Source organism: Fibrobacter succinogenes subsp. succinogenes S85 (genome assembly GCF_000146505.1).
In the GTDB taxonomy this organism is placed as follows: domain Bacteria; phylum Fibrobacterota; class Fibrobacteria; order Fibrobacterales; family Fibrobacteraceae; genus Fibrobacter; species Fibrobacter succinogenes.
In genome coordinates, this window is record NC_017448.1 from 2,934,151 (window position 1) to 2,958,701 (window position 24,551).

General features: G+C 49.3%; 19 protein-coding genes and 1 tRNA gene. 13 read left to right on the top strand and 7 right to left on the bottom strand.

Translation table 11 applies throughout. The features are described 5' to 3' along the window. The first annotated feature begins 118 nt into the window (after positions 1-118). The 7 genes from FSU_RS12050 (at position 119) to FSU_RS12080 (ending at position 5,945) form a co-directional block, all read left to right on the top strand. Positions 119-646 (top strand): YceD family protein, encoded by a 528-nt coding sequence (locus FSU_RS12050; protein WP_014546668.1) that lies wholly within the window; start codon positions 119-121, stop codon positions 644-646. 2 nt (positions 647-648) lie between these two features. Then, positions 649-837 (top strand): 50S ribosomal protein L32, encoded by a 189-nt coding sequence (gene rpmF / locus FSU_RS12055; protein WP_014546669.1) that lies wholly within the window; start codon positions 649-651, stop codon positions 835-837. A gap of 14 nt (positions 838-851) precedes the next feature. Beyond that, complete coding sequence (gene plsX / locus FSU_RS12060; protein ID WP_014546670.1) at positions 852-1,835, top strand: phosphate acyltransferase PlsX; 984 nt, start codon at positions 852-854, stop codon at positions 1,833-1,835. Positions 1,836-2,028: 193 nt separating this feature from the next. Beyond that, complete coding sequence (gene fabG, locus FSU_RS12065) at positions 2,029-2,757, top strand: 3-oxoacyl-[acyl-carrier-protein] reductase (protein WP_014546671.1); 729 nt, start codon at positions 2,029-2,031, stop codon at positions 2,755-2,757. A 47-nt stretch (positions 2,758-2,804) separates the two neighbouring features. Next, positions 2,805-3,044 (top strand): acyl carrier protein, encoded by a 240-nt coding sequence (gene acpP, locus FSU_RS12070; protein WP_014546672.1) that lies wholly within the window; start codon positions 2,805-2,807, stop codon positions 3,042-3,044. Between the two features lie 158 nt (positions 3,045-3,202). Next, positions 3,203-4,015 carry a ribonuclease III gene (gene rnc, locus FSU_RS12075; RefSeq protein ID WP_014546673.1) on the top strand — a complete coding sequence of 271 codons (813 nt, stop codon included), beginning with the start codon at positions 3,203-3,205 and terminating at the stop codon, positions 4,013-4,015. A gap of 103 nt (positions 4,016-4,118) precedes the next feature. Continuing rightward, positions 4,119-5,945, top strand: a complete 1,827-nt coding sequence (locus tag FSU_RS12080) for an extracellular solute-binding protein (RefSeq protein ID WP_014546674.1) — start codon at positions 4,119-4,121, stop codon at positions 5,943-5,945. A 187-nt stretch (positions 5,946-6,132) separates the two neighbouring features. Here FSU_RS12080 and FSU_RS12085 read toward each other — a convergent pair whose 3' ends face one another. After that, a complete protein-coding gene (locus FSU_RS12085; RefSeq protein WP_014546675.1) occupies positions 6,133-6,909 on the bottom strand; it encodes a transporter in 777 nt (258 codons plus the stop codon). 156 nt (positions 6,910-7,065) lie between these two features. After that, complete coding sequence (locus FSU_RS12090) at positions 7,066-7,899, bottom strand: hypothetical protein (RefSeq protein WP_014546676.1); 834 nt, start codon at positions 7,897-7,899, stop codon at positions 7,066-7,068. Between the two features lie 215 nt (positions 7,900-8,114). Here FSU_RS12090 and FSU_RS12095 point away from each other — a divergent pair, with 215 nt between their 5' ends. From FSU_RS12095 to FSU_RS12105, 3 genes are all read left to right on the top strand, one after another. Further along, positions 8,115-13,163, top strand: a complete 5,049-nt coding sequence (locus FSU_RS12095) for a T9SS type A sorting domain-containing protein (RefSeq protein WP_014546677.1) — start codon at positions 8,115-8,117, stop codon at positions 13,161-13,163. Between the two features lie 46 nt (positions 13,164-13,209). Further along, a complete protein-coding gene (locus tag FSU_RS12100; protein ID WP_014546678.1) occupies positions 13,210-14,829 on the top strand; it encodes an SLC13 family permease in 1,620 nt (539 codons plus the stop codon). Positions 14,830-15,104: 275 nt separating this feature from the next. Beyond that, on the top strand, positions 15,105-16,148 hold the full coding sequence (locus FSU_RS12105) for a hypothetical protein (protein WP_014546679.1): 1,044 nt from the start codon (positions 15,105-15,107) through the stop codon (positions 16,146-16,148). An 86-nt stretch (positions 16,149-16,234) separates the two neighbouring features. Here the strand turns inward: FSU_RS12105 and FSU_RS12110 are convergent. The 3 genes from FSU_RS12110 to FSU_RS12120 all read right to left on the bottom strand — a co-directional run bounded on the left by FSU_RS12110 (position 16,235) and on the right by FSU_RS12120 (position 17,574). Beyond that, positions 16,235-16,308 (bottom strand) — tRNA-Val (locus tag FSU_RS12110). A gap of 99 nt (positions 16,309-16,407) precedes the next feature. Continuing rightward, on the bottom strand, positions 16,408-16,968 hold the full coding sequence (locus FSU_RS12115; RefSeq protein ID WP_015732180.1) for a hypothetical protein: 561 nt from the start codon (positions 16,966-16,968) through the stop codon (positions 16,408-16,410). Positions 16,969-17,118: 150 nt separating this feature from the next. Further along, on the bottom strand, positions 17,119-17,574 hold the full coding sequence (locus FSU_RS12120; RefSeq protein ID WP_014546680.1) for a DUF6941 family protein: 456 nt from the start codon (positions 17,572-17,574) through the stop codon (positions 17,119-17,121). 71 nt (positions 17,575-17,645) lie between these two features. Here FSU_RS12120 and FSU_RS12125 point away from each other — a divergent pair, with 71 nt between their 5' ends. Next, on the top strand, positions 17,646-18,497 hold the full coding sequence (locus FSU_RS12125) for a prepilin peptidase (RefSeq protein WP_014546681.1): 852 nt from the start codon (positions 17,646-17,648) through the stop codon (positions 18,495-18,497). A gap of 3 nt (positions 18,498-18,500) precedes the next feature. On the opposite strand, the gene FSU_RS12130 is transcribed toward FSU_RS12125, so the two are convergent. Next, the gene (locus tag FSU_RS12130) at positions 18,501-19,793 is read right to left on the bottom strand and encodes an efflux RND transporter periplasmic adaptor subunit (RefSeq protein ID WP_041260464.1); all 1,293 of its coding nucleotides are present in this window, start codon (positions 19,791-19,793) and stop codon (positions 18,501-18,503) included. 93 nt (positions 19,794-19,886) lie between these two features. Between FSU_RS12130 and FSU_RS12135 the strand changes: the two genes are divergently transcribed. After that, complete coding sequence (locus FSU_RS12135) at positions 19,887-20,816, top strand: cation diffusion facilitator family transporter (RefSeq protein ID WP_014546683.1); 930 nt, start codon at positions 19,887-19,889, stop codon at positions 20,814-20,816. Positions 20,817-21,188: 372 nt separating this feature from the next. Further along, positions 21,189-22,022: an aldo/keto reductase gene (locus FSU_RS12140; RefSeq protein WP_015732181.1), complete on the top strand. Its 834-nt coding sequence runs from the start codon at positions 21,189-21,191 to the stop codon at positions 22,020-22,022. A gap of 125 nt (positions 22,023-22,147) precedes the next feature. On the opposite strand, the gene FSU_RS12145 is transcribed toward FSU_RS12140, so the two are convergent. Then, the gene (locus FSU_RS12145; protein WP_015732182.1) at positions 22,148-24,352 is read right to left on the bottom strand and encodes a fibro-slime domain-containing protein; all 2,205 of its coding nucleotides are present in this window, start codon (positions 24,350-24,352) and stop codon (positions 22,148-22,150) included. Positions 24,353-24,551: the final 199 nt, after the last annotated feature.

Sequence of the window (24,551 nt, forward strand, 5' to 3'; positions counted from 1 at the left end):
TGGTTGTCTATAGACAACGGCTAATGTTTTTCAGTTTTCTTCTTCCTACTGTCTACCGCCTACTAACTACTAATCCCCACTTGACCCCTTTTATGCGTTTTACTACATTTGTGCCACTTTGAGAATAAATATCGCACAAAAACTTACTGATTCCGAAGACCAACGAGTGGTCTGGTCCCATGCCGACGCTCCTGAAATCTTCGACGAACTGCACCTCAAGGGCGATCTGGTAGCCGAGGTGCTGGTTAGCCCCGAAGGCAACGGCAAGTGCCTTGTGACCGGTACTATCTCTGGAGTGCAAACACTCACTTGTGTCCGCAGCCTGGATCTTTTTGACCGTCCGTTCGAAACCGAGATTGTTGTCGAGGTGGAGCGCGGAGCATGCGCTGCACAGGAACTTCATGACGACGACGATGATGTTTTCGCCTACACGATTCCGCAGACACAGGACTTCGTAGATGTTTCCGAGTGCGTCCGACAGCTGGTGACCCTACAGGAACCCATTGCGCCCGTGAAAAATCCTGACGAAGATTTTATCTTTGTAACAAACAATCAAGCTGGCGATGGTGCCGATGCTGAAAAGCCGCTCGACCCCCGCTGGGAAAAACTCAAAGCTCTTAAGAGCAAAATGGAAAACAGGAGTTAAAAATGGCAGTACCTAAGAGAAAAACTTCGACCGCTCGTCGTGACAAGCGCCGCACCCACTGGAAGATGGAAGTGCCGGCTATGGCTACCTGCGATCATTGCGGTTCCGTGAAGCGTCCGCATCGCGTGTGCCCGGTTTGCGGCTTCTACAACGGTGTGGAAGTTGTTGACATGAAGGGTGCCGAAGCTTAATCTAGGAGGAATCCGTGATCAAAGTTGCACTGGATGCCATGGGTGGCGATTACGCCCCGAGTGTTTGCATTGAAGGCGCCGTTAGCGCAGTCAAGAAAAACCCCAATATTCATGTGGTTCTCTGCGGACCGGAGGCCGAGGTCAAGGCTTCTCTCGAGAAGCTTGGTTACACCGGCAATCAGATTTCCGTAGTTGATGCTCCGGACCTCGTGGCTATGGATGAACATCCTGTCATGGTGGTCAAGAAGAAGCAGCATTCTGGCTTGGTGACTTGCGTTGCCTTGCAGAAGAAAGGTCTTGTGGACGCTTCCGTCAGTGCCGGTAACTCTGGCGCTATGATGGCTAGCTGCCTCATGATCCTCGGTAAGACTTGCGACGAGTTCTCCCGTCCGCCTATCGGGGTTGCACTTCCGACAAAGGATCGCCGCATTGTGTTGGTCGATGGCGGTGCAAACGTTGATGAACGTGCTTCCACTCTCGTTGACTTTGCCATTGCAGGTTCTGCATTCGCCGAAGCTTACCTCGGAATCGAAAATCCGAAGGTTGGCCTCTTGAACATGGGCGAAGAAGAACACAAGGGCCCGGCGGTTCTCCAGGAAGCTTACCAGCTCCTCAAGTCCGCTCCGGTTAACTTTATGGGTAACATCGAAGGTCGTGACCTCATCGCAGGTAAGGCCGACGTTGTTGCGACTTCTGGCTATACGGGTAACGTTGTGCTCAAGCTCCTGGAAGGCTTCTTCGAAATGCACCAGGAAATGTTCGGCACAATCGACACTCCGGCTGGCAAGCGTTTCTCCGAAATGTGGGACTACCGCGCTACGGGTGGCGCCTTGTTGCTTGGCCTCAATGGCATTGGCATCATCGCTCACGGCCGTTCCGACGCTCTCGCTATCGAAAAGGCTGTTGAAGTGGCTGCCAAGTATGCTGAAGCCGACGTTGCCAACAAGGTTAACGCTCGCCTCGCTGCAATCAAGTCCGAGGAAGCTCCTAAAGCATAGCTTTTGTCTGCATTAAGACTTTAGTTGCAATTAGACGGATCTAGTGAACGCTAGGTCCGTTTTTTGTTATCTTGGATAACAAATAATATGCTTTGGACGAACCGTCTGGCACCGGTGGTGTGACGGCTATTCTAAGCTTAAATCATTTGTATTCACCCATGACACTTAATGTCATACAGGAGGTCAATTTATAATGCCTACGAAGTCTATTGTGACTGGCGCATCTCGCGGTATCGGTCTTGCCATTGCAAGAGAACTTGCTGCTCGCGGCTCTGACGTTGTTCTTATTTCCCGTGGTGGCTGCCCGGAACAGGCCGAAGCTATCGCCAAGGAATTCGGTGTCAAGACGTTCACGTTCGCATGCGATGTGAGCAACTCCGACTCTGTGAAGGACGCTTTCAAACAAGCTATCGACGCACTGGGTGGCGTGGACTGCCTCGTGAACAACGCTGGCATCACCCGTGACGGCCTCGTACTTCGCATGAAGGACGAAGATTTCGATAACGTTATCGCAACGGACCTCCGCTCGACGTTCCTCTGCACCAGAGCCGTCCTCAGGACGATGATGGGCGCCCGCAAAGGCAGCATCGTGAACATTGCAAGCTTGAACGGTATCAGAACTCAGGCTGGCCAGGCCAACTACGCCGCTGCTAAGGCTGGCGTGATCGGCATGACCAAGTCCAACTCCATGGAATTCGGCTCTCGCGGTATTACCGTGAACGCTGTCGCTCCGGGATTCATCGATACGGACATGACCGCTGCCATGAGTGAAGAAACTCGTGCAAAATATGCCGCCCAGATTCCGCTTGGCCGCCTCGGTCAGCCGGAAGATGTCGCCAAGGCAGTCGCATTTTTGGCCTCCGACGATGCCAAATACATTACCGGACAGGTAATTGGTGTCGATGGGGGCTTGAACGCTTAAAAACATTTTATTAAATTTGGACAAAACTTTTTCCCATGGAGAAAAAAATGAACGAAGAAATTTTCAAGAAGGTCACGGACGTGATCGTTGCTAAGTTGGAAGTCAAGGCTGAAGATGTCAAGCCCGAATCTGAATTCGGTAATGACCTCGGTGCAGACTCCTTGGACCGTGTTGAACTCGTTATGGCTCTCGAAGACGAATTCGATGTCGAAATCCTCGATTCTGACGCTGAAAAGTTCCAGAAGGTTTCTGACGTTGTTGCTTTCCTCGAAGCACACAAGAAGTAATCTAGTTTTACTTTAGCCCGCATCCGTTGGGCAAAGAAAGAGCTTTGGGTCCCCGGTTTCACCGGGGATTCTTTTTTTACCGTCATCCTGAGCGAAGCGAAGGATCCAGTGAAATTCCTTTTTTAAATTGTAAGTCTAAAACTCATAAGGAGATTCTGTTGGAAGAACAAAACTTGCTCCACAAGATTCTTAAACTCTGGTTTCGCCAGAAGTCCGGTGACGGGCTTGAGGCTAAGCTTGGGTACAGATTCCGCGATCCAGAACTGCTGGCTCATGCACTCGTCCACCGCTCGTTCCTTGTTGGCAAGGATGTCCCGTACGCAAGCAACAACGAGCGCCTGGAGTTCCTCGGCGATTCCGTCCTCAACATGCTCACGACGGAATTCCTGTACAGGACTTATCCGAGCGATCCGGAGGGCGAGCTCTCCAAGCGCAAGAGCGCGATAGTCTCGGGACACGCCTGCGCCCAATCGTCCAAGGAATGGGACTTGAGCGAATACGTGAAAATTGGAAAGTCCGAAGCCAAGATGGGCGGTCGCGGCAAGGAAAGCATCCTCGCTGATGCCTATGAAGCTGTGCTTGGCGCCGTCTATCTCGATGGCGGTCTCGAAGAAGTCCGTGCCATTTTGAACAAGTTCCATTTCCCGCGCGTGCAAGAAATCATCAGTGCAACCGACTTTGTGAACTACAAAAGCGAACTTCTGGAATTTTGCCAGGGCAAATTGCGCTGCTCTCCGGAGTACGTGATTGTCGGCGAAGAAGGTCCGGAACACCAGAAAGTGTTTACGGTCGAAGTGGTTGTGAACGGCAAATCGTATGCCCGCGGTCAAGGCCCGAACAAGAAGAAGGCTGAACAGGAAGCCTCCCGTTTGTCGCTTGAAACGCTCAAGGCCGAAGCCGCCGAAGCCGATGCTAAAAAAGCCGCCGCACCCAAAGTCAAACAACCCGCACACCATATCGGATTGCCGTGATAAGAACTTAGAGCTTAGAACTTAGAGCTTAGAAAAAGTCTAAGTTCTACCAACTAAGTTCTGCCAACTGCGGCGAAGCCGCTATTTTATTATCTTGTCTTGCATGAATACATTCTCCCTCCGCTCTTTACTTGCCGTTCCGATGGCGGCTGCTCTCGCCTTTGCTCTTGTCGCCTGCAATGAATCCGGCGATTCCAAATCTGGCCAAGCTGCGAAGTCTAAAAAAGGCACCGCCGTTTCCGAAGCGGATTGCCCGATTCTCCCGCTTGATTCTACGGCAACAGGCGAGTTTGACCCGATTGCCTCAAAAGAAGCTCGCGCCTGCGGCTCCATCACGCTTTGGGGCTCCGCCATGCCGAAGTCTTTCAACATGTGGGAAGACTACAATAGCTTCTCCGCTGAGCTCATGAACATGATGTTTGAACCGCTCGTGAGCCTGCATACCACTGAAGACCGCGAAGTTGGCATCCTTGCCGACAAGTGGGATGTCTCCGAAGACGGCAGAACGTTCACATTCCATGTGGACCCGCGCGCGGAGTGGAGCGATGGCAAGTCCATCACCGCTGAAGATGTGCAGTTCTACTATGACGTCATCATGGACGAAAAGAATCTCACGCCGATTTTCAAGGTGGGGCTCAGCCGCTTTGAACGCCCGGAAGTTGTGGATAGCCTGACGGTCCGCATGACCGCGAAGGAATCGCACTGGGGCAACTTCTGGGAAGCTGCCGGCATGCTTGCATTCCCGAAGCACGTGTGGGGTGGTAAGGACTTCAACAAGATTCGTTACGAATTTCCGGTCGTCTCTGGTCCGTACATTATCAAGACGTTCCGCGAAGACCGTTTTGTCGAACTCCAGCGCCGTAGCGACTGGTGGGGCTTCAAGAAGAACTGGAATCATGGCAAGTACAACTTCCAGAAAATCCGTTACCGTTTCATGAACGACCAAACCAAGGCGCTTGAAGCTTTCAAGAAGCAGGACTTTAACGCCTATGCCATCTATACGAGCAGCATCTGGATGAAACAGACCGACTTTGATGCCGTCCAGAAGGGCTGGGCTGTCAAACAGCGCATCTACAACAAGGAACCGATTGGTTTCCAGGGCATGGCGATCAACCTCCGCAAGCCGCAGTTCCAGGATGTCCGCGTCCGTCGCGCACTTTCGTACCTCTTGAACCGTGAAGCGATGAACGAAAAGTACATGTACGGCCAGTACTTCCTCCTCAACAGCTACTATCCGGATCTTTGGGCGAATAATCAGAACCCAACGGCGCCTGTTTACAGCTACAACCCCGAAAAGGCCCGTGCGCTTTTTGCCGAAGCGGGCTACAAGGTGAATGGGGAAGGCGTTCTCGAAAAGGACGGCAAGCCATTTGCGATTAACTTCATCACGAGCCAGGAAGACTTGCGCCACCTCACGCTTTTCCAGGAAGACCTCAAGAAGGTGGGCGTTGTGGCGACCATCGAACAGATGAGCCAGAGCACGCTCCGCAAGCGCTTGGACGATGCGGACTTTGACCTTTACTGGGTGAACTGGGGCGCAGGCCGTCTCCGCGACCCGGAAGCTAGCTGGATTTCTACGACTGCCATGCAGAAGGGCACGAACAACCTCGCTGGTGTTCAAGACAAGGTTGTCGATAGTCTCATCAATTTGCAGAAGACGGAATTCGACCTCGCGAAGCGCAATGAAATCTTGAAGGCGCTTGATAACCGCCTTGCCGAAATTGTCCCGTACGTGCTCATGTGGCAATGCGACCACCACCGCATCCTCTACTGGAACCGTTACGGCACGCCCGAAAAGATTCTCGACCAGTTCAACCGCGAAGATGCAATCCCTGTTTACTGGTGGGTGGATCCGGTCAAGTCCGCTGCACTCGACAAGGCGATGAAATCCGGCGAAAGCCTCCCCATCCCGCCGTTCGATATCCGCTAACTCGCGCGCATCTCGTTGCCGCATCCCGTCATCCAGAGCGCGTTCGCGCGCAGTTCCTTAGCACTTGTCATGCCCGTCCCGGAACAAGTCCGGGATGACAGTCGGGCATCTCCATCTCATCAAATCTTGAAACGCAAAAAGTCCCGGCATCGCCGGGACTTTTCAATAGATGGATAAAGAATCTTAATTAGAACGTAGCGTTGAAAGATGCTTCCAACGTAAGCGACTTTTTAGTGTTGCCGCCCACGTAGATGAGGTAGTCATCATCGCCCAAGCCAAGCGTTACGCACAAGTCAAAGGAGAACGTCTGGTTGATCTTGATGTTTGCACCCACATACGGGTCCACACCGATGTCACCGCTTGTTTCAACGTGCTTGTGACCGTCGTACTTTTCATCGTTCAGCAAAATGTTCATGGTGACGCCGAAGTACGGAGAAATCACCGGAGAAACGTTCGGATCCAATTCTGCATTGAGGGTCAAGGTCATCGGACTCTTAACCTTGTCATCACCTTGAGTCGACATGGAGAGGCCTGCTTCTGTACCGAGAGCGAGAGAGCCGAAGTCCTGGGAATATTGGCCACCGAAATAGAATCCGAAACCGTCATCCGGGTAAATAATCCTGTCCTTACCGGTCGGAAAAGTCACATCAAGGAATGCGGCGACTGTCGGGATAATCTGGTAACGAGCACCAAGAGTCAGGTTCTTCATACCCGTTTTCTTGTCGCTTTCGCCATCGTAGCGGCTAATCGGTCGGAACGGAAGGCTGAGGTAGAGTTCCAAGTTCTGGACCGGAACAAAGCGAGCCTTAGCGCTCAAGTCAAGTCCCTTCCACTTGTCATGAATAATGAAGTCTGCGACTAGCTTGGCTTCGCCTCTCTTTTCTGCCGGGACGGGAAAGTTGCTAAAAGTAGCAAAACTGGTGGATGCAAGAAGAGCTGCACCGATGATGATTTTTTTTAACATATTTACTCCATAGGAAAGAAATTTCCAGTAAATATAGATAAAAACTATAAAATTTGTACAATTTATGTAAACAAAAATAAACCAGCCGGAGTAATCGACTGGTTTTTAAGAATTTTAGACTTTTATTTTTTTATGTCATTAGCCTAAACTAGATGACTAGAACTTGAATTCCAAATCCATGGTAAAGCCGAGTGCGTCACCTTCCATGTCGATTTGAACGCCGTTGTCCTTGGCCTTTTTCTTCAAATCCTGGCTGCGGGCGATAATCTGTCCGTTGATAGACATGTTGTCGCTGACGGCGAATGTTGCGCCAAACCAGAACTTGAACTGGTTGGACCAGTCATCGTGCAAGTCCACGTCCTTGTTGCCGTTGTAGTATTCAGACTTGAAAAGGCGCATCCAGAACTGACCGCCGACCAAGAGCGTCAACGGAGCGGAGGGGAGGGTATAGTCAAATTCACCGCCCAGACGGACTTCAAGTCCTCTTTCCAGGTTGTGGTGTTCAAAACCCCAGAAAACACCTGCTTCGGTTCCGTAAGCGGCACCCTTGATAGCGTTGATGTTGTTGTGGTGTTGGGCGCCGAAGTAGAGGTACATTTCACCGTTGCTCGGAGCGGTCGTGCCAACGCCCTTGACCTTGTCCTTACCGATTGGGAGGTTAAAGTCGAGGAAAAGGTAAAGTTCCGGGTCCAAGGCAAAACGTGCGCCAATCACGAGGTCGCGAAGACCGTTGCCGCCTTCAGAGCAGGCGTCGCAATCCGTTTCGCCCCAGAACTGGTAGCCAAAACCTTGCAGAGAAAGTTCAAATTGCGGAGTCACGTTCATACGGGCGCCGACTCTGAGGCCCATCTGGGACCAGTCATCGTCTGTATCGTAGTAAAGCCCGGCCTTGAAAGAACCCTGACTGTTCTGAAGCAGGCCGAAATAATCCCATGTTGCAAAGCTGGACGAAACAATCACAGCCGCCAAGAGAATAATCTTTTTGATCATTTTAACTCCTATGAAACACCTTGTTGGTTGCCCCTAATTTAGTAAACCGAAGGCCCCAAAGCAATTAAATATTTGTAAGCAAATTTTCATATCCGTGTTGAGTGTCACAATTAATGTTTTTTGCTTACATTGACGGTTGCCAAAGTTGTCTTAAAAATTATTTTTACAAGTAAGAGGTGTGCTGTTATTTGTGGCGCGCAAAAAAGAGGGCTTGAATGAATTATTTAACACGTCTGCTGCTTGGTTTAGGTTTGGCCATCCCGATGTCTGCACTTGCTGCGGAACCCCCGCTGAATTGGGCCAAGTCCGTGTATTTGAATCTTGGCTATAGCGCCGCAGATAACGCTCTTTACCTGAAACAGAAAAATGAAAAATGTACCATCGGATCGGTAAATGAGGATGGCGTTGAATGCGTCAATTTTGCGCAGGTGAAGGCTGATTTCCCCGTGTCGGATGCTTTCGTTAAAGTACTTCGTATGGATCTTGGTGGGAACAAGTTTGGATTTCGATGGAGAACGAATCCCGATCCCGATATGAAACAGTCATCCACCTTGGTCTTGGCGTCCGATCTTGATTTCCATGAGCTTCAAGCCGGGGTCTGTGTAGAAGATCATTTCGCGCCTGATTTTACAGGAAAGGTATTTGATGGTAGCGGCTATATTATTTCAAATCTCTGCAAGACCATCGATGACCAGACGGGTTCCTCGGTAGGCTTGTTTAAGGAGATTTCTAATGCTATCGTTAAGAACGTGGCTTTTTCAGATGTGCAATTTGTGACTTCGACGTTGAACCCTTCTGACTTGGGAACTAAGTATTACCCTGTTGGGGCGCTTGCCGGAAAAATTTATAAGAGCGAAGTGAATGGCGTTGATTTGAATAATGTGGTCATCCAGGGGCCGCTCGCCGGTGGTCTTGCCGGTGTCATTGAGGAATCGTTGATCTCGAACTTTTATGCGTATGGAACTAATAACGTAGTAAAAGTTTCAAATGAAATCCAAGTGATCGATGGCTATGTCGGAGAATGTGAAGGTTGTGGTATTTCATATACTAATGGGTATAAGGCCCTTGTTGGCGGTCTTGCCGGTGTTACTTACCAAACCTCTTTTGACAACATCAATTTGCAGGTCGATGTCCGAAACAAGGCTGCTGTTGACTTGTCGAGCGTGGGTGGCCTTGTGGGCTTGTATGTCACCAAGGGTAACCAGAACTATGAAGACTACAAAGAATTTAAAATCAATAAGATTTCTATCAAGGGACCCAACACCGCGACGGGGCCTGTTGTTGCTGGTGGTATATCAATGGGTGGCTTGCTTGGCGAAGTTAAGCGAATTGATTCGAATAACTACCCTAAATCAAGTTTGATTATCCAGGAGGCAAAGGTCGAAAATCTGAAAGCTTCGCAAAGCATATTCAAAATGACTTTGCCTAAAGCGACTTATCTTGGCGGCCTTATAGGGAACGGTGATATATGCAATAGTGGAAAGCTTGAAATATCGAACGCTTCTGTAACGGATTTCGAGATAACAGAAGCCGTAAAGAATAATGGAATTTATCAGTATTATATTGGAGGCATTGCCGGTTACGCTGGGTGTGACCATGTGAATAATTCGTCATCGACTGATTTGTATTTGACTCTTACAAAATCGAAGGCTACAGGTTCAATTAATCTGAGTGCTAAGGAACCCGACATTGCGTCGACCGCTGAAGTTCATGTATCGGCTTCGATTGGTGGCCTTGTGGGTGCTGCTGTTATTGCCGGAAACGAAGATGCTGTGGCTGAGAACGAAATAAGCGTTGGCGTTACTTACGATGTAAAGAAAACGAATACTAAAATAGCCGAAGCTTCGGAGAAGGTTTATATTGGCGGTGCGTTTGGTACTGTGAATACGTATAATTCGTCGGCGGTGGTAAAAGGCTTGCGTACTACAAACTACATCAAGGTTGTCGATGATGGTGTTGACTCCTATGTGGGTGGAGTTATCGGTAAATTCCCTTTGGTTAGCAGTGGTAATTCAAAGATTTCGTTTAAGGATGTTCAGGTTGGGCCGAGAAGTTCAAAAAAATCAATTCTTTTGGACTATGAAGCTTATGGTACTCCTGGATATGATAGTTATGCCTCTGTGGGTGGCCTCTGCGGAGATTGTTCCCTGATTGGCGAAATTGTACAAAGTTCGGTCAAGGGACATTTTAACAAACTAGATGGTGCTAACGGATCTTTTGAGAAAAAGGCCTTTAGCCTAGGTGGTCTTGTCGGTAAATCAAGGGCTGCAGAAGCAATAACTGTAAAGAATACCTATTCGAATGGTAACATTTCTGATGGGTTTGCCGTTGAAAAAGCTGATGAAGAAGCTCCCAAAAATAAAGTGGGTTACTTGTTTGGCGAAATCCCGGGAATTCAAGGACAAAAAGAATCCATACTTATTTCGAATTTCCATTATGGTGTAGATAACGTTGCTGCTATTGGTGATGCGGATGGTTCCAGTGTTAAGAACTTTACAGAGGGCAATTTTGGCGAATTCACCGCTACAAATAATGTGCGCAATGGTGCAAAAACGGAATTGACGGCTAAAAATAACGGCTATGTCTCTAAAGACTATATGGAATCGTCAAATTTTGCGGCGTTCCTGAACAGCCTCTGGACTGAATCCGAAGATATGGTGTGGGCCTATTCTAATGATGCGGGGGGATTGCCGTTCTTTGGAACTCCATCGACGGAGCAGATTGTCTCAACGGTTCCTGTAGTGTTCAAGGATGGAGATGCTGTTCTATCAGTCAAAATTGGTGATAAAGTTGTTGATGTCCAGAATGTGAAAGTGGGTGATGCCGCCGTGGCTCCTGCAACTCCTGCGCCGAAGGATGGCAAGTGCTTTGACAAGTGGAGCGAAGACTATACTCACATCATGGCTGCGGTAGATATTCTTGCCCAATATAAGGTTTGCACGTATACAGTTGTGTTTACAAATGAAGATGGGACGAAAATATTTGATACGCAGACGATTGAATACAACAAAAATGCAACCGCTCCTACGGATCTAGAATTGCCCGAAGGCCAGTGCTTCGACAGCTGGGACGGAACTTATACAAGTGTAAAGTCTGATTTGACCATTAAGGCCAAAACTGCTCCTTGCACCTATACGGTTAAATTTACAGATGAAGCCGGAATAATGGTTTTTAAGACGCAGACTGTTGAATACAACAAAAATGCAACGGCTCCTACGGATCTAGAATTGCCCGAAGGCCAGTGCTTCGATAGCTGGGACGGAACTTATACAAGTGTAAAGTCTGATTTGACCATTAAGGCCAAAACGGCTCCTTGCACCTATACGGTTAAATTTACAGATGAAGCCGGAACAAAGGTCTTTAAGACGCAGACTGTTGAATACAACAAAGATGCAACCGCTCCTACAGATCTAGAATTGCCCGAAGGCAAGTGCTTCGATAGCTGGGACGGAACTTATACAAATGTAAAGTCTGATCTGACCGTCAAGGTGAAGACTAAAGCTTGCGGAAATTCCAGCAGTTCTAGCAGCGGAAATACTTCGGAATCCTCGAGTTCTTCGAGTGCGGGCAATGGCGGCAATTCTTCTAGCGCTGGTAACGGCAACGCATCTAGTAGCAGCGCCGGAAATGACTCCAGCAGCTCGAGCGAAGATAAGTCTAGCAGTTCTTCTGCAACGTTGAACTCCAGTAGCTCCGTCAATGACGAATCAAGCTCTAGTATTGCAGAACACAAAAAGTATCTGCTCGAAATTGCCGAGCCGATGGCAACGCAGGACGGCAATGCCCTCCGTATGGAATTTGGTAGCCAGCTTGCAAATGCCTCTGAAAATGTCAATATTCACATCCAGGTAGTTTCAAAGAATGGTATCTACCTTGATACCACGGTCAACGGGAAAGCGGTGAGTGACGTTAAGAACGGAACATGGCGCCTTGACCCGGCTCCTGCTGGCAGATATACTGTGACCTTCACGATTACGGATGGCGTTGATTCCATTCCTGTCCCAAAGACTTTCACGTCTATGGAAAGCCGCGAAGTCGCTTCCCATTCCTGGCAGACGCTTTCTCTGTCCGCCTTCTGCCGCGAAAAGGGCGACGAATGCATGTCTGATCTAGAAGCGTTTTTTGCTCGCCATCGTGACAAAGCTGAGGGTGACGTCGAATCTGAGACTTCTGTCTACTGGTGGGATGAATCGAATCCGGTTGGCGATTACTGGCAATACCGCAAGTTCAGCGTGAACGACAAGTTCGATTCCACTCGCGGTTACTGGTATGGCCCGATTGATAACGAACCGCTGGTGATGAGCCTTGAAACGCCAGACATGAAGGACGAAATTGTCTGGAAACTGGAAAACAAGTATTCTGGTTGGAATCTCGTGGCAAATCCGTTTGGCTGGTATGTGACCTTGCCGAAAGAAAAGGGCCTTCAGTTCTACAAATGGGATCCTGAAGTTTGCTCTTACAAAGAACCGGATACGCTTGGACCATACGAAGCCATCTGGGTTCGTACGGAAAAATCTATGACGTATCGCATTCCGCTGAAGGCCGCAATTGTTCTCGAAGAAGAAAAGAAGTCCCTGAACAAGAGCGTGGCTGCTGAAGAGTGGAATCTCCGTGTTGTCTTGGCTGACAATAATGGCAAACGCGACTCCTGGAACGAACTTGCAGCTGGGAAGACTGCTTCGACTTTGGGTGAACCTCCTGCAGGCATGGGTGACCGCGTGAACCTTTCCATTATGGATGGCAAAAAGCGCCTGGTCAAGAGCGTGAAAAAGAACGCTGACGACCTTGAATGGGATCTTGAAGTGAGTGCAACGACTTCTCGTGAAGGGCATTTGAGCTTTGAAGGCCTTGAAAGTGTCTGGTCGAAGGGCTTGCGCGTCTATGCAACGGTCGATAACGAGACTGTCGAAGTCGTGAAGGATAGCCCGATGGATGTCAAGCTCTCGTCGAAGGCGAAAAACGTCTCTGTCCGAGTGACCAAGAGTGCAGTAGCTGCTAATGTGGCGAAGAATCTGCTCAAGGGTTTGCATGTCGGTCAGATGTCTAACATGCTGAATGTCGGTTTCGATGCTGCCTCCAAGCTCGCCGGAGCCAATGTAAAGGTCTCTGTTGTGGGTATCGATGGCCGAGTCGTTGCAACGAACAGGGCTGTCGCTCGCGAAGGCTCAAACGCAGTCTCCATGAAAAAGCCCAAGCAGGGTGTCTACTTCGTGAAGGTCAAGGTCGGGAGCCAGAGTGCCGTCACCCGCATTATGGTCCGATAAATCAGTCTAGCCGAACGCAAGTTTAATTACTAAATTTGCGCTCGTTATGACAAAAGCAAAACTCATCAAACTCATTATTGCATCGGTGCTCGCCATCGCTGCCCTCTTCGTCCCGTACGAAGCCCTCGGCTTCGTTGGTGACCACGCGTTGAACCCTCTCGAAATTCGCGTCATCGCAATCTTTGTGATGGCTGCCCTTTTCTGGATTCTCCAACCGTTCCCGATCTGGTCCACCTCCATGTTCGTTATCGTGTTGATGATCCTTACGCTTTCGAACTCGGCTCTTATCCCGTTCCGCGTGGAAGGTGTTGAACCGCTCAAGTTCAAGGACATCATGGCAACATTTGCCAACCCGATCATCATGCTCTTCTTGGGTGGCTTCTTCCTTGCTTCTGCCGCTTGCAAGTACAACATGGACAAGAACCTTGCTCGCGTGCTCCTCAAGCCGTTTGGTAAGGATCCGAAGTGGGTGCTCCTTGGCCTCATGATTATTACTGCAGTGTTCTCCATGTTCATGAGCAACACCGCTACTGCTGCTATGATGCTCGCCATCCTCGGCCCGGTGCTCAAGCTCTTTGATGAAAATGACCGCGGTAAAGCTGCTTTTGCTCTCGCCATCCCGCTCGGTGCTAACATCGGTGGTATGGGTACACCGATCGGTACGCCTCCTAACGCCATCGCTCTTGGTGCTCTCCAGTCCAGCGGCTTCAACATCTCCTTTGGCCAGTGGATGGAATTCGGTGTTCCGTATGTGATTGTTATGATGATTCTTGCTTGGTTCTTGCTCCTCAAGCTCTATCCGATCAAGATGAAGGAAATGAACCTCGATATCGAAGGTGCCGAAGGTTTTGACAAGAGCCCGCGCGCTATTATCGTTTACATTACCTTTGCTGTGTGCGTGATTTTGTGGGTGACGGGTAGCAAGGTTCACGGTCTTAACGACAACGTGATTGCTATGATTCCGATGGCTGTGTTTGCTTTGACGGGCGTGATTAATAAGAAGGACCTCAACGAAATGAGCTGGGACGTTCTCTGGCTCGTGGCTGGTGGCTTTGCTCTCGGTCTCGGTTTGCAGCAGACCGGTCTTGCCAAGGACCTCATCAACGCTATTCCGTTCAACACCTGGTCTCCGGTCGTCCTCATGGTCGGTTGCGGCTTCATCTGCCTCTTCATGGCAAACTTCATGAGCCACACCTCTACCGCAAGCTTGCTCGTCCCGATCTTCATCGTCGTGGCTGTGAGCTGCAAGGAAAACCTCGCTCCGCTCGGTGGCGTGACCTCCTTGATGGTCGCTGTCGCTTTCGCAAGCTCTCTCGGTATGTGCCTCCCGATTTCTACGCCGCCTAACGCACTTGCCCATGCAACGGGTTACACGGATACACGTGGCATGGCTATCACGGGTATCGTGATGGGTATTGGTGGTCTCGTTCTCTCCTGGATCATGATGTTCGGCCTTTCCAAGGTGAACTTCTTCGAAGATCCGGCTGAAGCTACTGCTCCGGCTGCCGCTGTTGCCGCCCCGGCACCTGCCGCACCTGTTTATGCAAAGCCTGCCGAAGTTGCTGCTCCGGCTGAAACGATCGCTGAACCGGCTGCTGATAGCGCTGCTGTTGCCATTCCGGCTGACTCTGCCGCTAAGGTTGTGGTTGATTCTACCGCTAAGTAATTGAAAATGTCACCCCGTCTTGTCATCCCGGATTTATTCCGGGACGGGGGCGCCATCTACGAAAATCGCTCGGGATTATCCCGGGCTTTTTTTGTATTCACTTCATCTGTTTGTAAAAAGTCGTTCACAAATATCGGTGGTTTGAATAACAGATTATCTTTCTAAGTTGTTTGTATAATCCTAAAGGGTGGGGCTAAATAGCCCAAATGGGTTATTGCATTGTAACGCTTTTGTAAGTAAATTATTGAACAACCTAAACAAAAGGAAAGATAAAAATGGCTACAAAATTGAAAAAAGCTGGAAAAATTTCTGTAAATGACTTGCTCCCAGGCGATATCTTGGCGTTTAAGGGAGATCCTAATGATGATATCAGTAAACTTATCATGAAATTTACGGGTTCCGATGTGTCGCATGGCGCAATCTTTGTTCAGAATCTGGATAACGTCCTTGCTGAAGCCGGTGGCGATGGCATCCATGCTCGTCGAATGAAAGACAATACAGATTCTCGTGAAGCTTATGTGATGCGCCATAACAAGGCGGGTAAAAATGGTGTTGAACCCGTTGTGCCGATTGCCAAGGATTATGTGCTTCAGGATCTTCCGTATCCGTATTCCGACTTGATTCTTTTGGGCTTGATTCTTATTTTCAAGCATCAGGTGACAAATCAGCTTCTCTCTCGCGTTGTTGTAGAATTCTTGTGCTTGGTAGCCGCAGAACTTAAGACGATTATTGAAAAGGAAAAAACGCCTGGCAAGCATACGATGGTGTGCTCTTCTTATGTTTACCAGTGCTATCTGGATGCTTCCAAGAAAAATCCGGCACTCAAGCTCAAACTCAAGGATGCTGACGTTGGCTTTAAGGACCATCCTCTTATCGGCCGCAAGTCAAAGTCTAAGTCGGTCACGCTTTTCGATATGTATGCCAATTACGTCGAAACGCATGAAGAAGAATGCAAGAAGAACTTCAAGCTTAGAAAGTCCGTGGCTCCGAAGAAGCTCCGTTCTAAAGAAGAAATCTTGGCCGATTTGAAGAAGATTCTTTTGTCTAAAATCTCCGACAAGATTCCGACAATGACTCCAGAACAATTTTCCACGGTTATCGACATCATTGAAGCCATTAAGGATGTTATCTCTGCCTTGGCAACGTTCTTTAAGGGCGACCGTGTTTCGTTCTCCGAAATGATGAAGATTGCAAGAGAACAACAGTCCATGTTTATAACGCCGAATGATTTGGTCAATAACGTAACAAATGCTAAATGCGTTGGTATGCTGAAGGCTGAACGCTACGGCGCTGACTACGACGACAACTGGAAGAAGTAAGATTCTAGCCCGCTTTGGCGGGCTTTCTCTTTTCAATAAAATCTATGCAATAAAAAAATCCTCGCTTTTCAGCGAGGATTTTTCAGTGGTCGATACAGAACTCGAATCTGTGACCTCTACCATGTCAAGGTAGCGCTCTAACCAACTGAGCTAATCGACCATTAAGGTAGCCCAATATTAGAAAAAGATTGAGCGCTTGTCAAGGGTAGTGGGCGATAAATTTCAAAAAAAATTAAATCGCTTGCGTGGCATGTGCTTTTTACTGGTCGTCTTCGGCAATCCAGTAGTGCATTCTGCCTTTCAGGAGAATTGGGGAAATGTCTGTGTAGCACTGTCCTTGTCGGCAGTCCTCAAAATGCAAGTTGACGGTCGCTGTCCACTTGGCTTTATCTTTCTGGTCTATGCTGACGTAGTTGCTGTCGCCAGTGAGGCGCGCTCTGGGAGTGCCTTCGACCTGAATCCAAGTGTAGTCTTTTACGACGTTGTTTTCGCCGAGTTTGGGCTCGTTCACCATGATTTGCAGCTGGTCATGGCGCTCGCTGCTCCCCATGGGAATCTTGATGAGCAGGTAATGGTGCTGGTTTCGGACATAAGGGATTTCAACATCGTCTCTGCCGAGTTCCTGCGTAATTTCGTTCTGCCCGTTGATGCTGTACTTGAGGAATCCGCCGCCTTTGACTTCCCAGCTGTCGTTGATGCCGCTACAGGCGGTAAGGCTTGCGGCAATCCCTGCAATCCCGACGAATTTGGCTGCGAGTCGTGCCTGCCTTGTGAGGCTTGCAATCTTTGCGGAATAACGTGTCAAAAAGGCGAACTTCATGTTCTTAAAATAGAAAAAACGCCGGGCTTTGATACCCAGCGCATTTTAGAAGTAATACTAACCACTTCTTACTGTCTACTGCCTACTGCGGCTATACGAAACTTAGAACTTTAGTTCTGTAGTTGAGTTATGCCCTTTGGGTAGAAGACGCTAAGCTCGACCGTCAACGCCGTCAGTCTGCGGCGGTTGCTGATTCTGCTGTGCCAAGCGCGGGTCTTCGAGTACGTAAAGCGGGAGTGCTGCAAGTTCTTCGTTGTCTGCAACGAGGCGCACAATGTACTTGTCCGGGCGCACGAACTGCAAACGCTGCATGTTCAAAATCATGTTGACAGCGGCAGTATCAAAGCCCTGTGCAACCGGCTGGAGTTCAATTTCAGACTGCATCGGCGGAACAATCGGGTGTCCAACAACGTCTTCGATAGAAAGGCTCAACTGGTGCGTGCCTGCTTCGGCGCGCTGGTAGCGTAAACGGAATGCTGCGGAACACTGCGGAATCACAAGTGGAAACTTTGCGAAAATGCGGTCAAAAGCACCAAGGATGTTCATGCGGCCGCCCACATCGTTAGCGGTGGCGGCGTCACAGATTGCGGCAATTTCAATATTCATTATGGGGTCTCCAAGTATTTGATAAATGTTTAACTAAATTATAATTATATTCCGAAAAAGACGAGGATTTTATGCAAGAAATTCCACTTTGGTACTGGTTAATCGTATTTTTTGGCCTCGGCGCCTGCGTCGGGAGTTTCTATAACGTCATTGTTTACCGTATGCCGCGCGGAATTTCCTTGATTAATCCGCCTTCGCACTGCCCGCTTTGCAAAAAGAGGATCCCTATTCGCTACAATTTGCCTATTGTGGGGTGGCTTTGGCTGCGTGGCAAGAGTGCTTGCTGCAAACAGCCTATTAGCGTGATTTACCCGATTGGCGAGAGCCTTTGCGGTTTGCTTGGCGCACTTGCGCTTTATGCGGCTGCGGGCTTCGGGACGGATTTTTCTCGACCGGTCTTGTCGCCTGAGGTTTGGGCGGATGCTGCTGCGATGTTCTGGCTTTTGCTTGGCGCTTACCCCGTTTGTGCCGTTGATTGCAAGTACAAGCTGATTCCCGATTCTATCTCGGTTGGCGGGATTGTTGCTGGTCTTTTGATTTCACTCGTGCCGGGTGGCGTGACGCCTCTCCAGAGCTTGATTGGTGCCGTTGTTGCGGGCGGCGGGCTTTATCTGCTCGGCTGGATTGCCACTAAGGTGCTCAAGAAAGACGCAATGGGTTTTGGCGATGTCAAGCTCTTGGCGGGCTATGGAGCGCTTATGGATGTGACTGGCGCTGTAGAAACTCTCTTGGTTGCAGCCCTGCTTGGCATTGTGGTGATGGTTCCGTACGGGATGCTTGCCGCAAAAAAAGCGGCCAAAAACAAGAATAGCGAGGAAGCCGGGCAAATTCCTTTCGGACCGTTCCTCGCCATTGCAGCCCCAGTTATTTACCTCTGGGGCTCAGCACTCTTGGACGCTTATTTTAAGTACGTTTTAAATTAATCACTATTTTTTCTTTTTTCCGGGTCTCTGCGGCATGAAGGGGCTTTTGGCGTTTGGTTCGCTTGAACCCTTTGCTGAAACCGTTTCTTGACTTGTGACCACGGAATCGCCGACGCTCAGACCCTTGAGAATCTGGACGTTCACGCCATCGCTAAGACCTATCTTCACGCGACGCGGAGCGGCCTTGCCGTTGATGTTAATCCACACGTGGTCGCCTTCAAGCTTGGGCTTCTTGTGCTTTTTCTTGGCGCCTGTGCTTGGAGCACCGCCCGGTCCCATGCCAGGAGGCGGGGGCGGGAAGTTGTCGCCAGCTTCGGCAGTCTTCGGACGTTCTGGGCGTGGCATATCCTTCGGATCCATCATCGGAGTTCCAGCGGCAGGCGTAAACTTGAGCGCCTTGACCGGAATCGTAATAGCGTCCGTAATTTCTTGAGTGACAATCGTGCAGGTGGCGGTCATGCCCGGCAAGAGCTTCTGTTCCGGGTTCTCGGCGGTAATCACGACGGTGTAAGTTACCACGTTGCTTGTGGTCGTCGGGTTTAGGCGGACTTCTTGCACGGTGCCGTGGAATGTATCGTTCTGGAATGCGTCAACAGTAAACGTCACTCGCTGACCTTGTTTAACTTGTCCGATGTCTGCTTCGTCTACATCGGCCATGACTTTCATCTGGCTCAAATCTTTTGCAATCACGAACAACGTCGGCGTGCTCATGGAGGCTGCAACGGTCTGACCGACATCCACTGCGCGTTTCAGCACAACGCCGTCAATCGGGCTCTTGATGGTCGCGTAGCTCAAGTTCAATCGAGCCTGGGCGACTTCGTTCTTGCGCTGTTCCAAAGAGAGCTTGGCTGCATTTAAGTTGTATTCAGCCTGCTCCAGTTCGACTGCACTTGCGCTCTTGCTTGCGGCGAGCTTCTTGATGCGGTCGTACGTGCTTTGTTTGTAATTCAGGTCGTTTTCGGCACTCTTGTAAGAGATGGTCGCCTGCTTCAAGGTCGACTGTAACTTAGACTTGTCGAGTTCGGCAATGACTTGTCCCTTCTTGACCTTGGAATTGAAATCAACGTTGATCTTGGCGATGTCGCCAGAAACCTGCGTACCGACTTCCACCTGGTCCACCGGCTCTAACGAACCCGTTGCCGAGATTGTAGTCTTGATGGTATCCGTGACGACCTTGGAGCTGATGAGGGCGCCAACCTGGCTTGTGGTGTTCCCGTCAAAGAATATAGACTTGACGCCGAGGGCAACCCCTGCCAAAACGGCGATGACGATGATGATTTTCAAGAGTTTTTTCATAAGCATTAGAAAAATAGTAACATTGTTTTTTTATTACATCTATTTTGATGATTTGGGAGCACGTAAGGTTGCAAATTTTCTAGCTTAAAGGTCATGACTCGTGTACGCAAAAAAGACGATAGTTCAGAAGTCCGCAAAGTGACTTGGGTGGGGCTAGGCTGGAACGCCGCGCTTTCTGTTGCCAAGTTTGTTGTTGGCGTGGTGGGGAACTCCCAGGCGCTCGTTGCGGATGCTATCCACAGTGCGTCTGATTTTGTGACTGATGTCGCCGTGATTGTCGGCAGTCATTTTTGGAACTCGCCACCGGATGCCGAGCACCCTTACGGACACCGCCGATTTGAAACGCTTATTACGATTGGCATTGGCCTTGCCGTTGCTGCCGTGGGTATTGGCATTGGGTATAAGGCGGTCCTTGCGCTTTTGGCGGGTGAGGCATCGCACCCGGAAACGTCCGTTGCCGTGATGGCGCTTGCCTCCATTATCGTAAAGGAAATTCTATTCCGCTATACGCGAAATGCGGGGCGAAAAATCCGCAGTCAGGTGCTCGAAGCGAACGCTTGGCACCACCGTAGCGACTCTTTTAGCTCAATTCCTGTGCTTGTGGCGGTCGTTTTTGCCATTTTGCTCCCGCAGCTTTGGTTTGCGGATTCTGTCGGTGCGCTTGTCGTTGCGTTTTTCGTGATTCATTCAGCGATTGAAATTGCGGCTCCGGGGCTTAGGCAGCTTGTAGACCGTGGCGCAAACCCCGATGTCCTGGGCAAGTTACGGAGTGTGGCGCTTTCGCACCCGAAGGTCATCAGTTTGCATGGGCTCCGTTCCCGCTACGTCGGGAGTGACCTGCATGTGGACGTGCATATCGTGGTCGATGACCAGATGACGCTGAAAGATGCTCATGATGTTGCCGAAGAGGTCGAACAGTTGCTCATCGATTCGAACGAAAACGTTGTCGATGCGCTCGTGCACATTGACCCCTACAACGCCAATCGCGCCGCCCAGGGCGAAATCAAGACTATAGAGAAATAGTTATTTAGTGCCTTCGGCACAGTTACTAGTTAATAGTTAGTAGTTACTAGAAGTTTCTACGTAAACATTTCAAGTAACTATGGTTATTGCGTCGTATTGTTTTTAAATGAATGTATAAATGTTCGTCGAGAGAATAAAGCGTCGGCCAAGGATGGGGAGGGTGCAGGGAGGGGCCCGTGCGGCCTTCGCAACTCTGAGCTGGGGCCCCGCCCGCATGAAGTTCATTTTAAATTAAAAAGGCTTTGGGCGTAAGCCCATATCCCTTTTCACACCAGTAAATATTCCAATGTGGTATTAGGACTTTGGCGATTCTGCCTCGCTAGAATCGTGTTTCTATTTATATTAATTTGGTGCAAGTAGCGAGGTTTGATTATGGTACTCGACGAATTTTACAAGTTGAATAATGGGCAGCGAATCCCGAAAATTGCTTTGGGTACATGGCAAACCCCAAATGACGTGGCGGCAACCGCTGTTGCGACCGCTATTGATGCGGGCTATCGCCATATTGATACCGCAATCGCTTACGAAAATGAGGCGGGAGTCGGTGCTGGGCTCAAGGCGGCGCTAAAATCGACTGGAATTCACCGTGAAAGCATTTTTATCACGACGAAAATCCCTGCCGAAGTCAAGAATTATGCTGATACGGTACGCTGTATCCAGGAATCGATGGATCGCTTGGATGCATGCCATATCGACATGATGCTCATTCATGCTCCGCGTCCGTGGGCCGAAATGGGCGTCCCTAACGGAAACCATTATTACCGTGAAAATGTGGATGTCTGGAATGCGCTAGAAGAAGCTTACGAAGCGGGTAAAATCCGTGCGATTGGCGTCTCGAACTTTGAAATTGACGACTTGAACAATTTGCTGGCGGGTGGACGCGTGGTGCCGGCGGCGAATCAGGTTCGCGTTCACATTGGGCATGTGCCGACGGATTTGATTGACTTCTGCGAACAGGCGGGAATCTTGGTGGAAGCGTATTCGCCCAATGCGACGGGTCGCCTCTTGAAAGTGCCGGAAGTCTGTGCAATGGCGGAAAAGTACCACGTTTCGGTGCCGCAACTTGCAAGTCGCTTTGTGTTGCAACTTGGGCTTTTGCCGCTTCCGAAATCCGTGCATGAAGAACGCATCCGTCAGAACGCTAAGCTTGATTTCGAAATCAATTCGAACGATATGGCCGCTTTGCTAGAACTTGACGGATTGTAATGCAACGCGTCGTTCTGAGGCTTGCCGATCCAGTTAAATCTTGAAACGCAAAAGTCCCGCTCCATTGGAGCGGGACCTTTTGTTTCTGCATGAACGTCGCCCCTGGCGGGGCGCCTCCTTTCTCTCTACCTAACGTTCACGCGTTTAGTATTGTTCCCAACTTTCACAATGTACGAACCTGCGGTCGGGACTTTCACGCGGGTGTCAATGCTGTTCAGCTTGCCTACAGAGAGCACCTGACCGTTCATATCCATAACTGCAAAGCGCTTTGCGAGGCTCGGCTTTTCTGTGGTAATCGTGATTTCCTGTGCGCCAGATTTCATCACGCTGAATGCGCTTGTGCTGCTTAGTGCAACTCTGCGTTCGGCGATGGATGCTTCGGATTTGGCTACGAATGAAATTGCAGCCTGCTCATCGCCAATCTTGATAATGAGGTAATACATACCTGGTGCGAGGCTTTCTGTCAATCGCTTTTCGTTGACAATGGGACGTGTTGGGTTGCTGACGTTGAATATACTGTCGAGTTGGATTGGGTTTGCGGCAAATTCTTCTTCGCTAATGAGTGTCTTAGTGGGATCATTGCCGGTTGCATCCGTGGTGAACAAGAATGAAATTTTAGGCTTTGTGGGGAAGTCTGCGGTATCGCATACCGTAACTTGGGGTACGCAAGAGCCGTTATGGTTTTCTGTGTAGCAAACTTTGTATTCGTTATTTCCGGTCCTGCGCCATTCTTCCATATTTTGTTTGCTTTCCAAAGAAATTCCAGCATTTTGATCCATGTACAGCATATTTGTACTGATTCGGAGGTCACTAGACGGTGCGCGACGATTGCAAGTGAAAATGTCAATGTCGTAGATGCTGTCTTGCTTTGCGTTTGGCAAGAACTTGTCTACATCAACATAGCCCGGTGCAGAAAGGTGGTTGCCACCAATATCGACTGCTAACTTGTTATCAATGAATACCCAGATATCGTCGTTACCGCTGATGCTGAACCTTGCACCCTTCTTGTATTTGAACTGGGCGTGTGTTTCGGAACAGAAGTGGTGGTTACGTCCGCCGTTTCCGTTGCCCCCGACGTTAGATGTCCAACGCGAAACGCCATTAATGCCTATACCGCCTGGGGTTTCTGTACCTTCTGTGTAAATTGGCCAATTGGTGGGGGCCTGCTCAGGGCAGCTCCAGCCGAATACGCAATCGATCGTGGAATTGATGCTCTTGATGAAAGTCTCGGTTTCGGCGGCATCGGCGAACATTCCGTTGCAGTCGTGGCCCTTGTCCCAGCCTGGGCCGTTACAGATTGTATTGATTAATGGAATTTGTTCGGTCGGATCCAGTGCGCGAAGCTTGGTGCCGTAGAATATAGGACCTTCGGCGTTACGCTTGGTGCGTGCTGCCGGGAGCGGTTTTTGGCTTGCGTTCGCATGTTTGATAACGTCGTCAGTCGAGGCTTCTACAGGGAAAAACCCTCCCGTTACAGCAGTTTTGAGCCCAGGAACAACGAATTCATCCGAGTTGAAATCCCAACCTTTGAGTGTGCGAGTGAATGGAATGTCGAAACAGGACGTTTCATTCACGCCTTCGGTGTAATTGAACAACTGGTTGAAATACTTTTCGTCGATAAAGCATTTTTTGCCTGCTGCAGAAAGCTTTGGCTTCTTTGTTGTTTTGTCCAAAGTGTCTTCTACAAGGCCTGTCGTGACGCCTATGCAGTCGTAGATGGCTTTGATTGCGGTCGCTGCATCTACGCCTTGTGCTGCAGTTCCTGACACGGCTTGACAGCCTTCACCGCCTGCGGCGTAGCAGGAGAATGCGGGGTGTAAACTGGCATCTGTATCGTAAATCATTGTGGCGATGCCGAATGTGCAATTGCCGTGGATATTAGGCATTTCTGTGTACCAACCGTATAATTCTGCTGGGAGTGAGGCGGCTTGTCTTTCGTCAGCGACAAAGTAAAGTTTGTTCTGAAAAACGGGTTCTGATGAGTAAAGCTGAAAAAGACCATCTAAATCTATGGGCTCGGCGGCTTCACCGTTTAAGTATCCGGCTTCGCCATTGATGCCGATTCCGTATTTTAAATCGTCGTCACCTTCCATTTTTATAATAGCATTGTGTGGAAGATTTTCGTCAACGTAACGTCTAGTGAACCAGCCACAATGATCTAAATCTGGAGTTAATTCGTGTGCTTTGCCGTCTTCGTAGATTAATGGGGTGGATGTTTTCCACATGGTATTGTCGGGCAAGAATACGTGCAACTCGCGGACTGTTTCAGCCCATGTGCTTGACGCTCCCAACGCTATAAAAGATGCGGTTATGGCTTTAGTCAGTTTCATTTGTTTCCTCCTTATTACAACTTGGTATATTTTAAAATATAAAATAAAGTTTTCAAAAGATGAAATTTGTGACAAAATTCTTTCTTTTTTAAGTTGTAGGAAATTTTGACGTATCATTGGTGTATTATATAAAGTATATGCAACGCAATGTTGCATTAAGACGAAAAAATCCCGTTCGTTTGAACAGGATTTCTTACTC

What these genes read in the sequence shown, in the direction of transcription:
- FSU_RS12100 (WP_014546678.1), top strand. Translation starts at nt 13,210, where the DNA reads ATGACAAAAGCAAAACTCATCAAACTCATTATTGCATCGGTGCTCGCC.
- rpmF (WP_014546669.1), top strand. Translation starts at nt 649, where the DNA reads ATGGCAGTACCTAAGAGAAAAACTTCGACCGCTCGTCGTGACAAGCGC.
- FSU_RS12130 (WP_041260464.1), bottom strand. Translation starts at nt 19,793, where the DNA reads ATGAAAAAACTCTTGAAAATCATCATCGTCATCGCCGTTTTGGCAGGG.
- FSU_RS12080 (WP_014546674.1), top strand. Translation starts at nt 4,119, where the DNA reads ATGAATACATTCTCCCTCCGCTCTTTACTTGCCGTTCCGATGGCGGCT.
- FSU_RS12115 (WP_015732180.1), bottom strand. Translation starts at nt 16,968, where the DNA reads ATGAAGTTCGCCTTTTTGACACGTTATTCCGCAAAGATTGCAAGCCTC.
- FSU_RS12120 (WP_014546680.1), bottom strand. Translation starts at nt 17,574, where the DNA reads ATGAATATTGAAATTGCCGCAATCTGTGACGCCGCCACCGCTAACGAT.
- FSU_RS12125 (WP_014546681.1), top strand. Translation starts at nt 17,646, where the DNA reads ATGCAAGAAATTCCACTTTGGTACTGGTTAATCGTATTTTTTGGCCTC.
- FSU_RS12095 (WP_014546677.1), top strand. Translation starts at nt 8,115, where the DNA reads ATGAATTATTTAACACGTCTGCTGCTTGGTTTAGGTTTGGCCATCCCG.
- FSU_RS12090 (WP_014546676.1), bottom strand. Translation starts at nt 7,899, where the DNA reads ATGATCAAAAAGATTATTCTCTTGGCGGCTGTGATTGTTTCGTCCAGC.
- FSU_RS12105 (WP_014546679.1), top strand. Translation starts at nt 15,105, where the DNA reads ATGGCTACAAAATTGAAAAAAGCTGGAAAAATTTCTGTAAATGACTTG.
- FSU_RS12135 (WP_014546683.1), top strand. Translation starts at nt 19,887, where the DNA reads ATGACTCGTGTACGCAAAAAAGACGATAGTTCAGAAGTCCGCAAAGTG.
- FSU_RS12140 (WP_015732181.1), top strand. Translation starts at nt 21,189, where the DNA reads ATGGTACTCGACGAATTTTACAAGTTGAATAATGGGCAGCGAATCCCG.
- FSU_RS12085 (WP_014546675.1), bottom strand. Translation starts at nt 6,909, where the DNA reads ATGTTAAAAAAAATCATCATCGGTGCAGCTCTTCTTGCATCCACCAGT.
- FSU_RS12145 (WP_015732182.1), bottom strand. Translation starts at nt 24,352, where the DNA reads ATGAAACTGACTAAAGCCATAACCGCATCTTTTATAGCGTTGGGAGCG.
- acpP (WP_014546672.1), top strand. Translation starts at nt 2,805, where the DNA reads ATGAACGAAGAAATTTTCAAGAAGGTCACGGACGTGATCGTTGCTAAG.
- fabG (WP_014546671.1), top strand. Translation starts at nt 2,029, where the DNA reads ATGCCTACGAAGTCTATTGTGACTGGCGCATCTCGCGGTATCGGTCTT.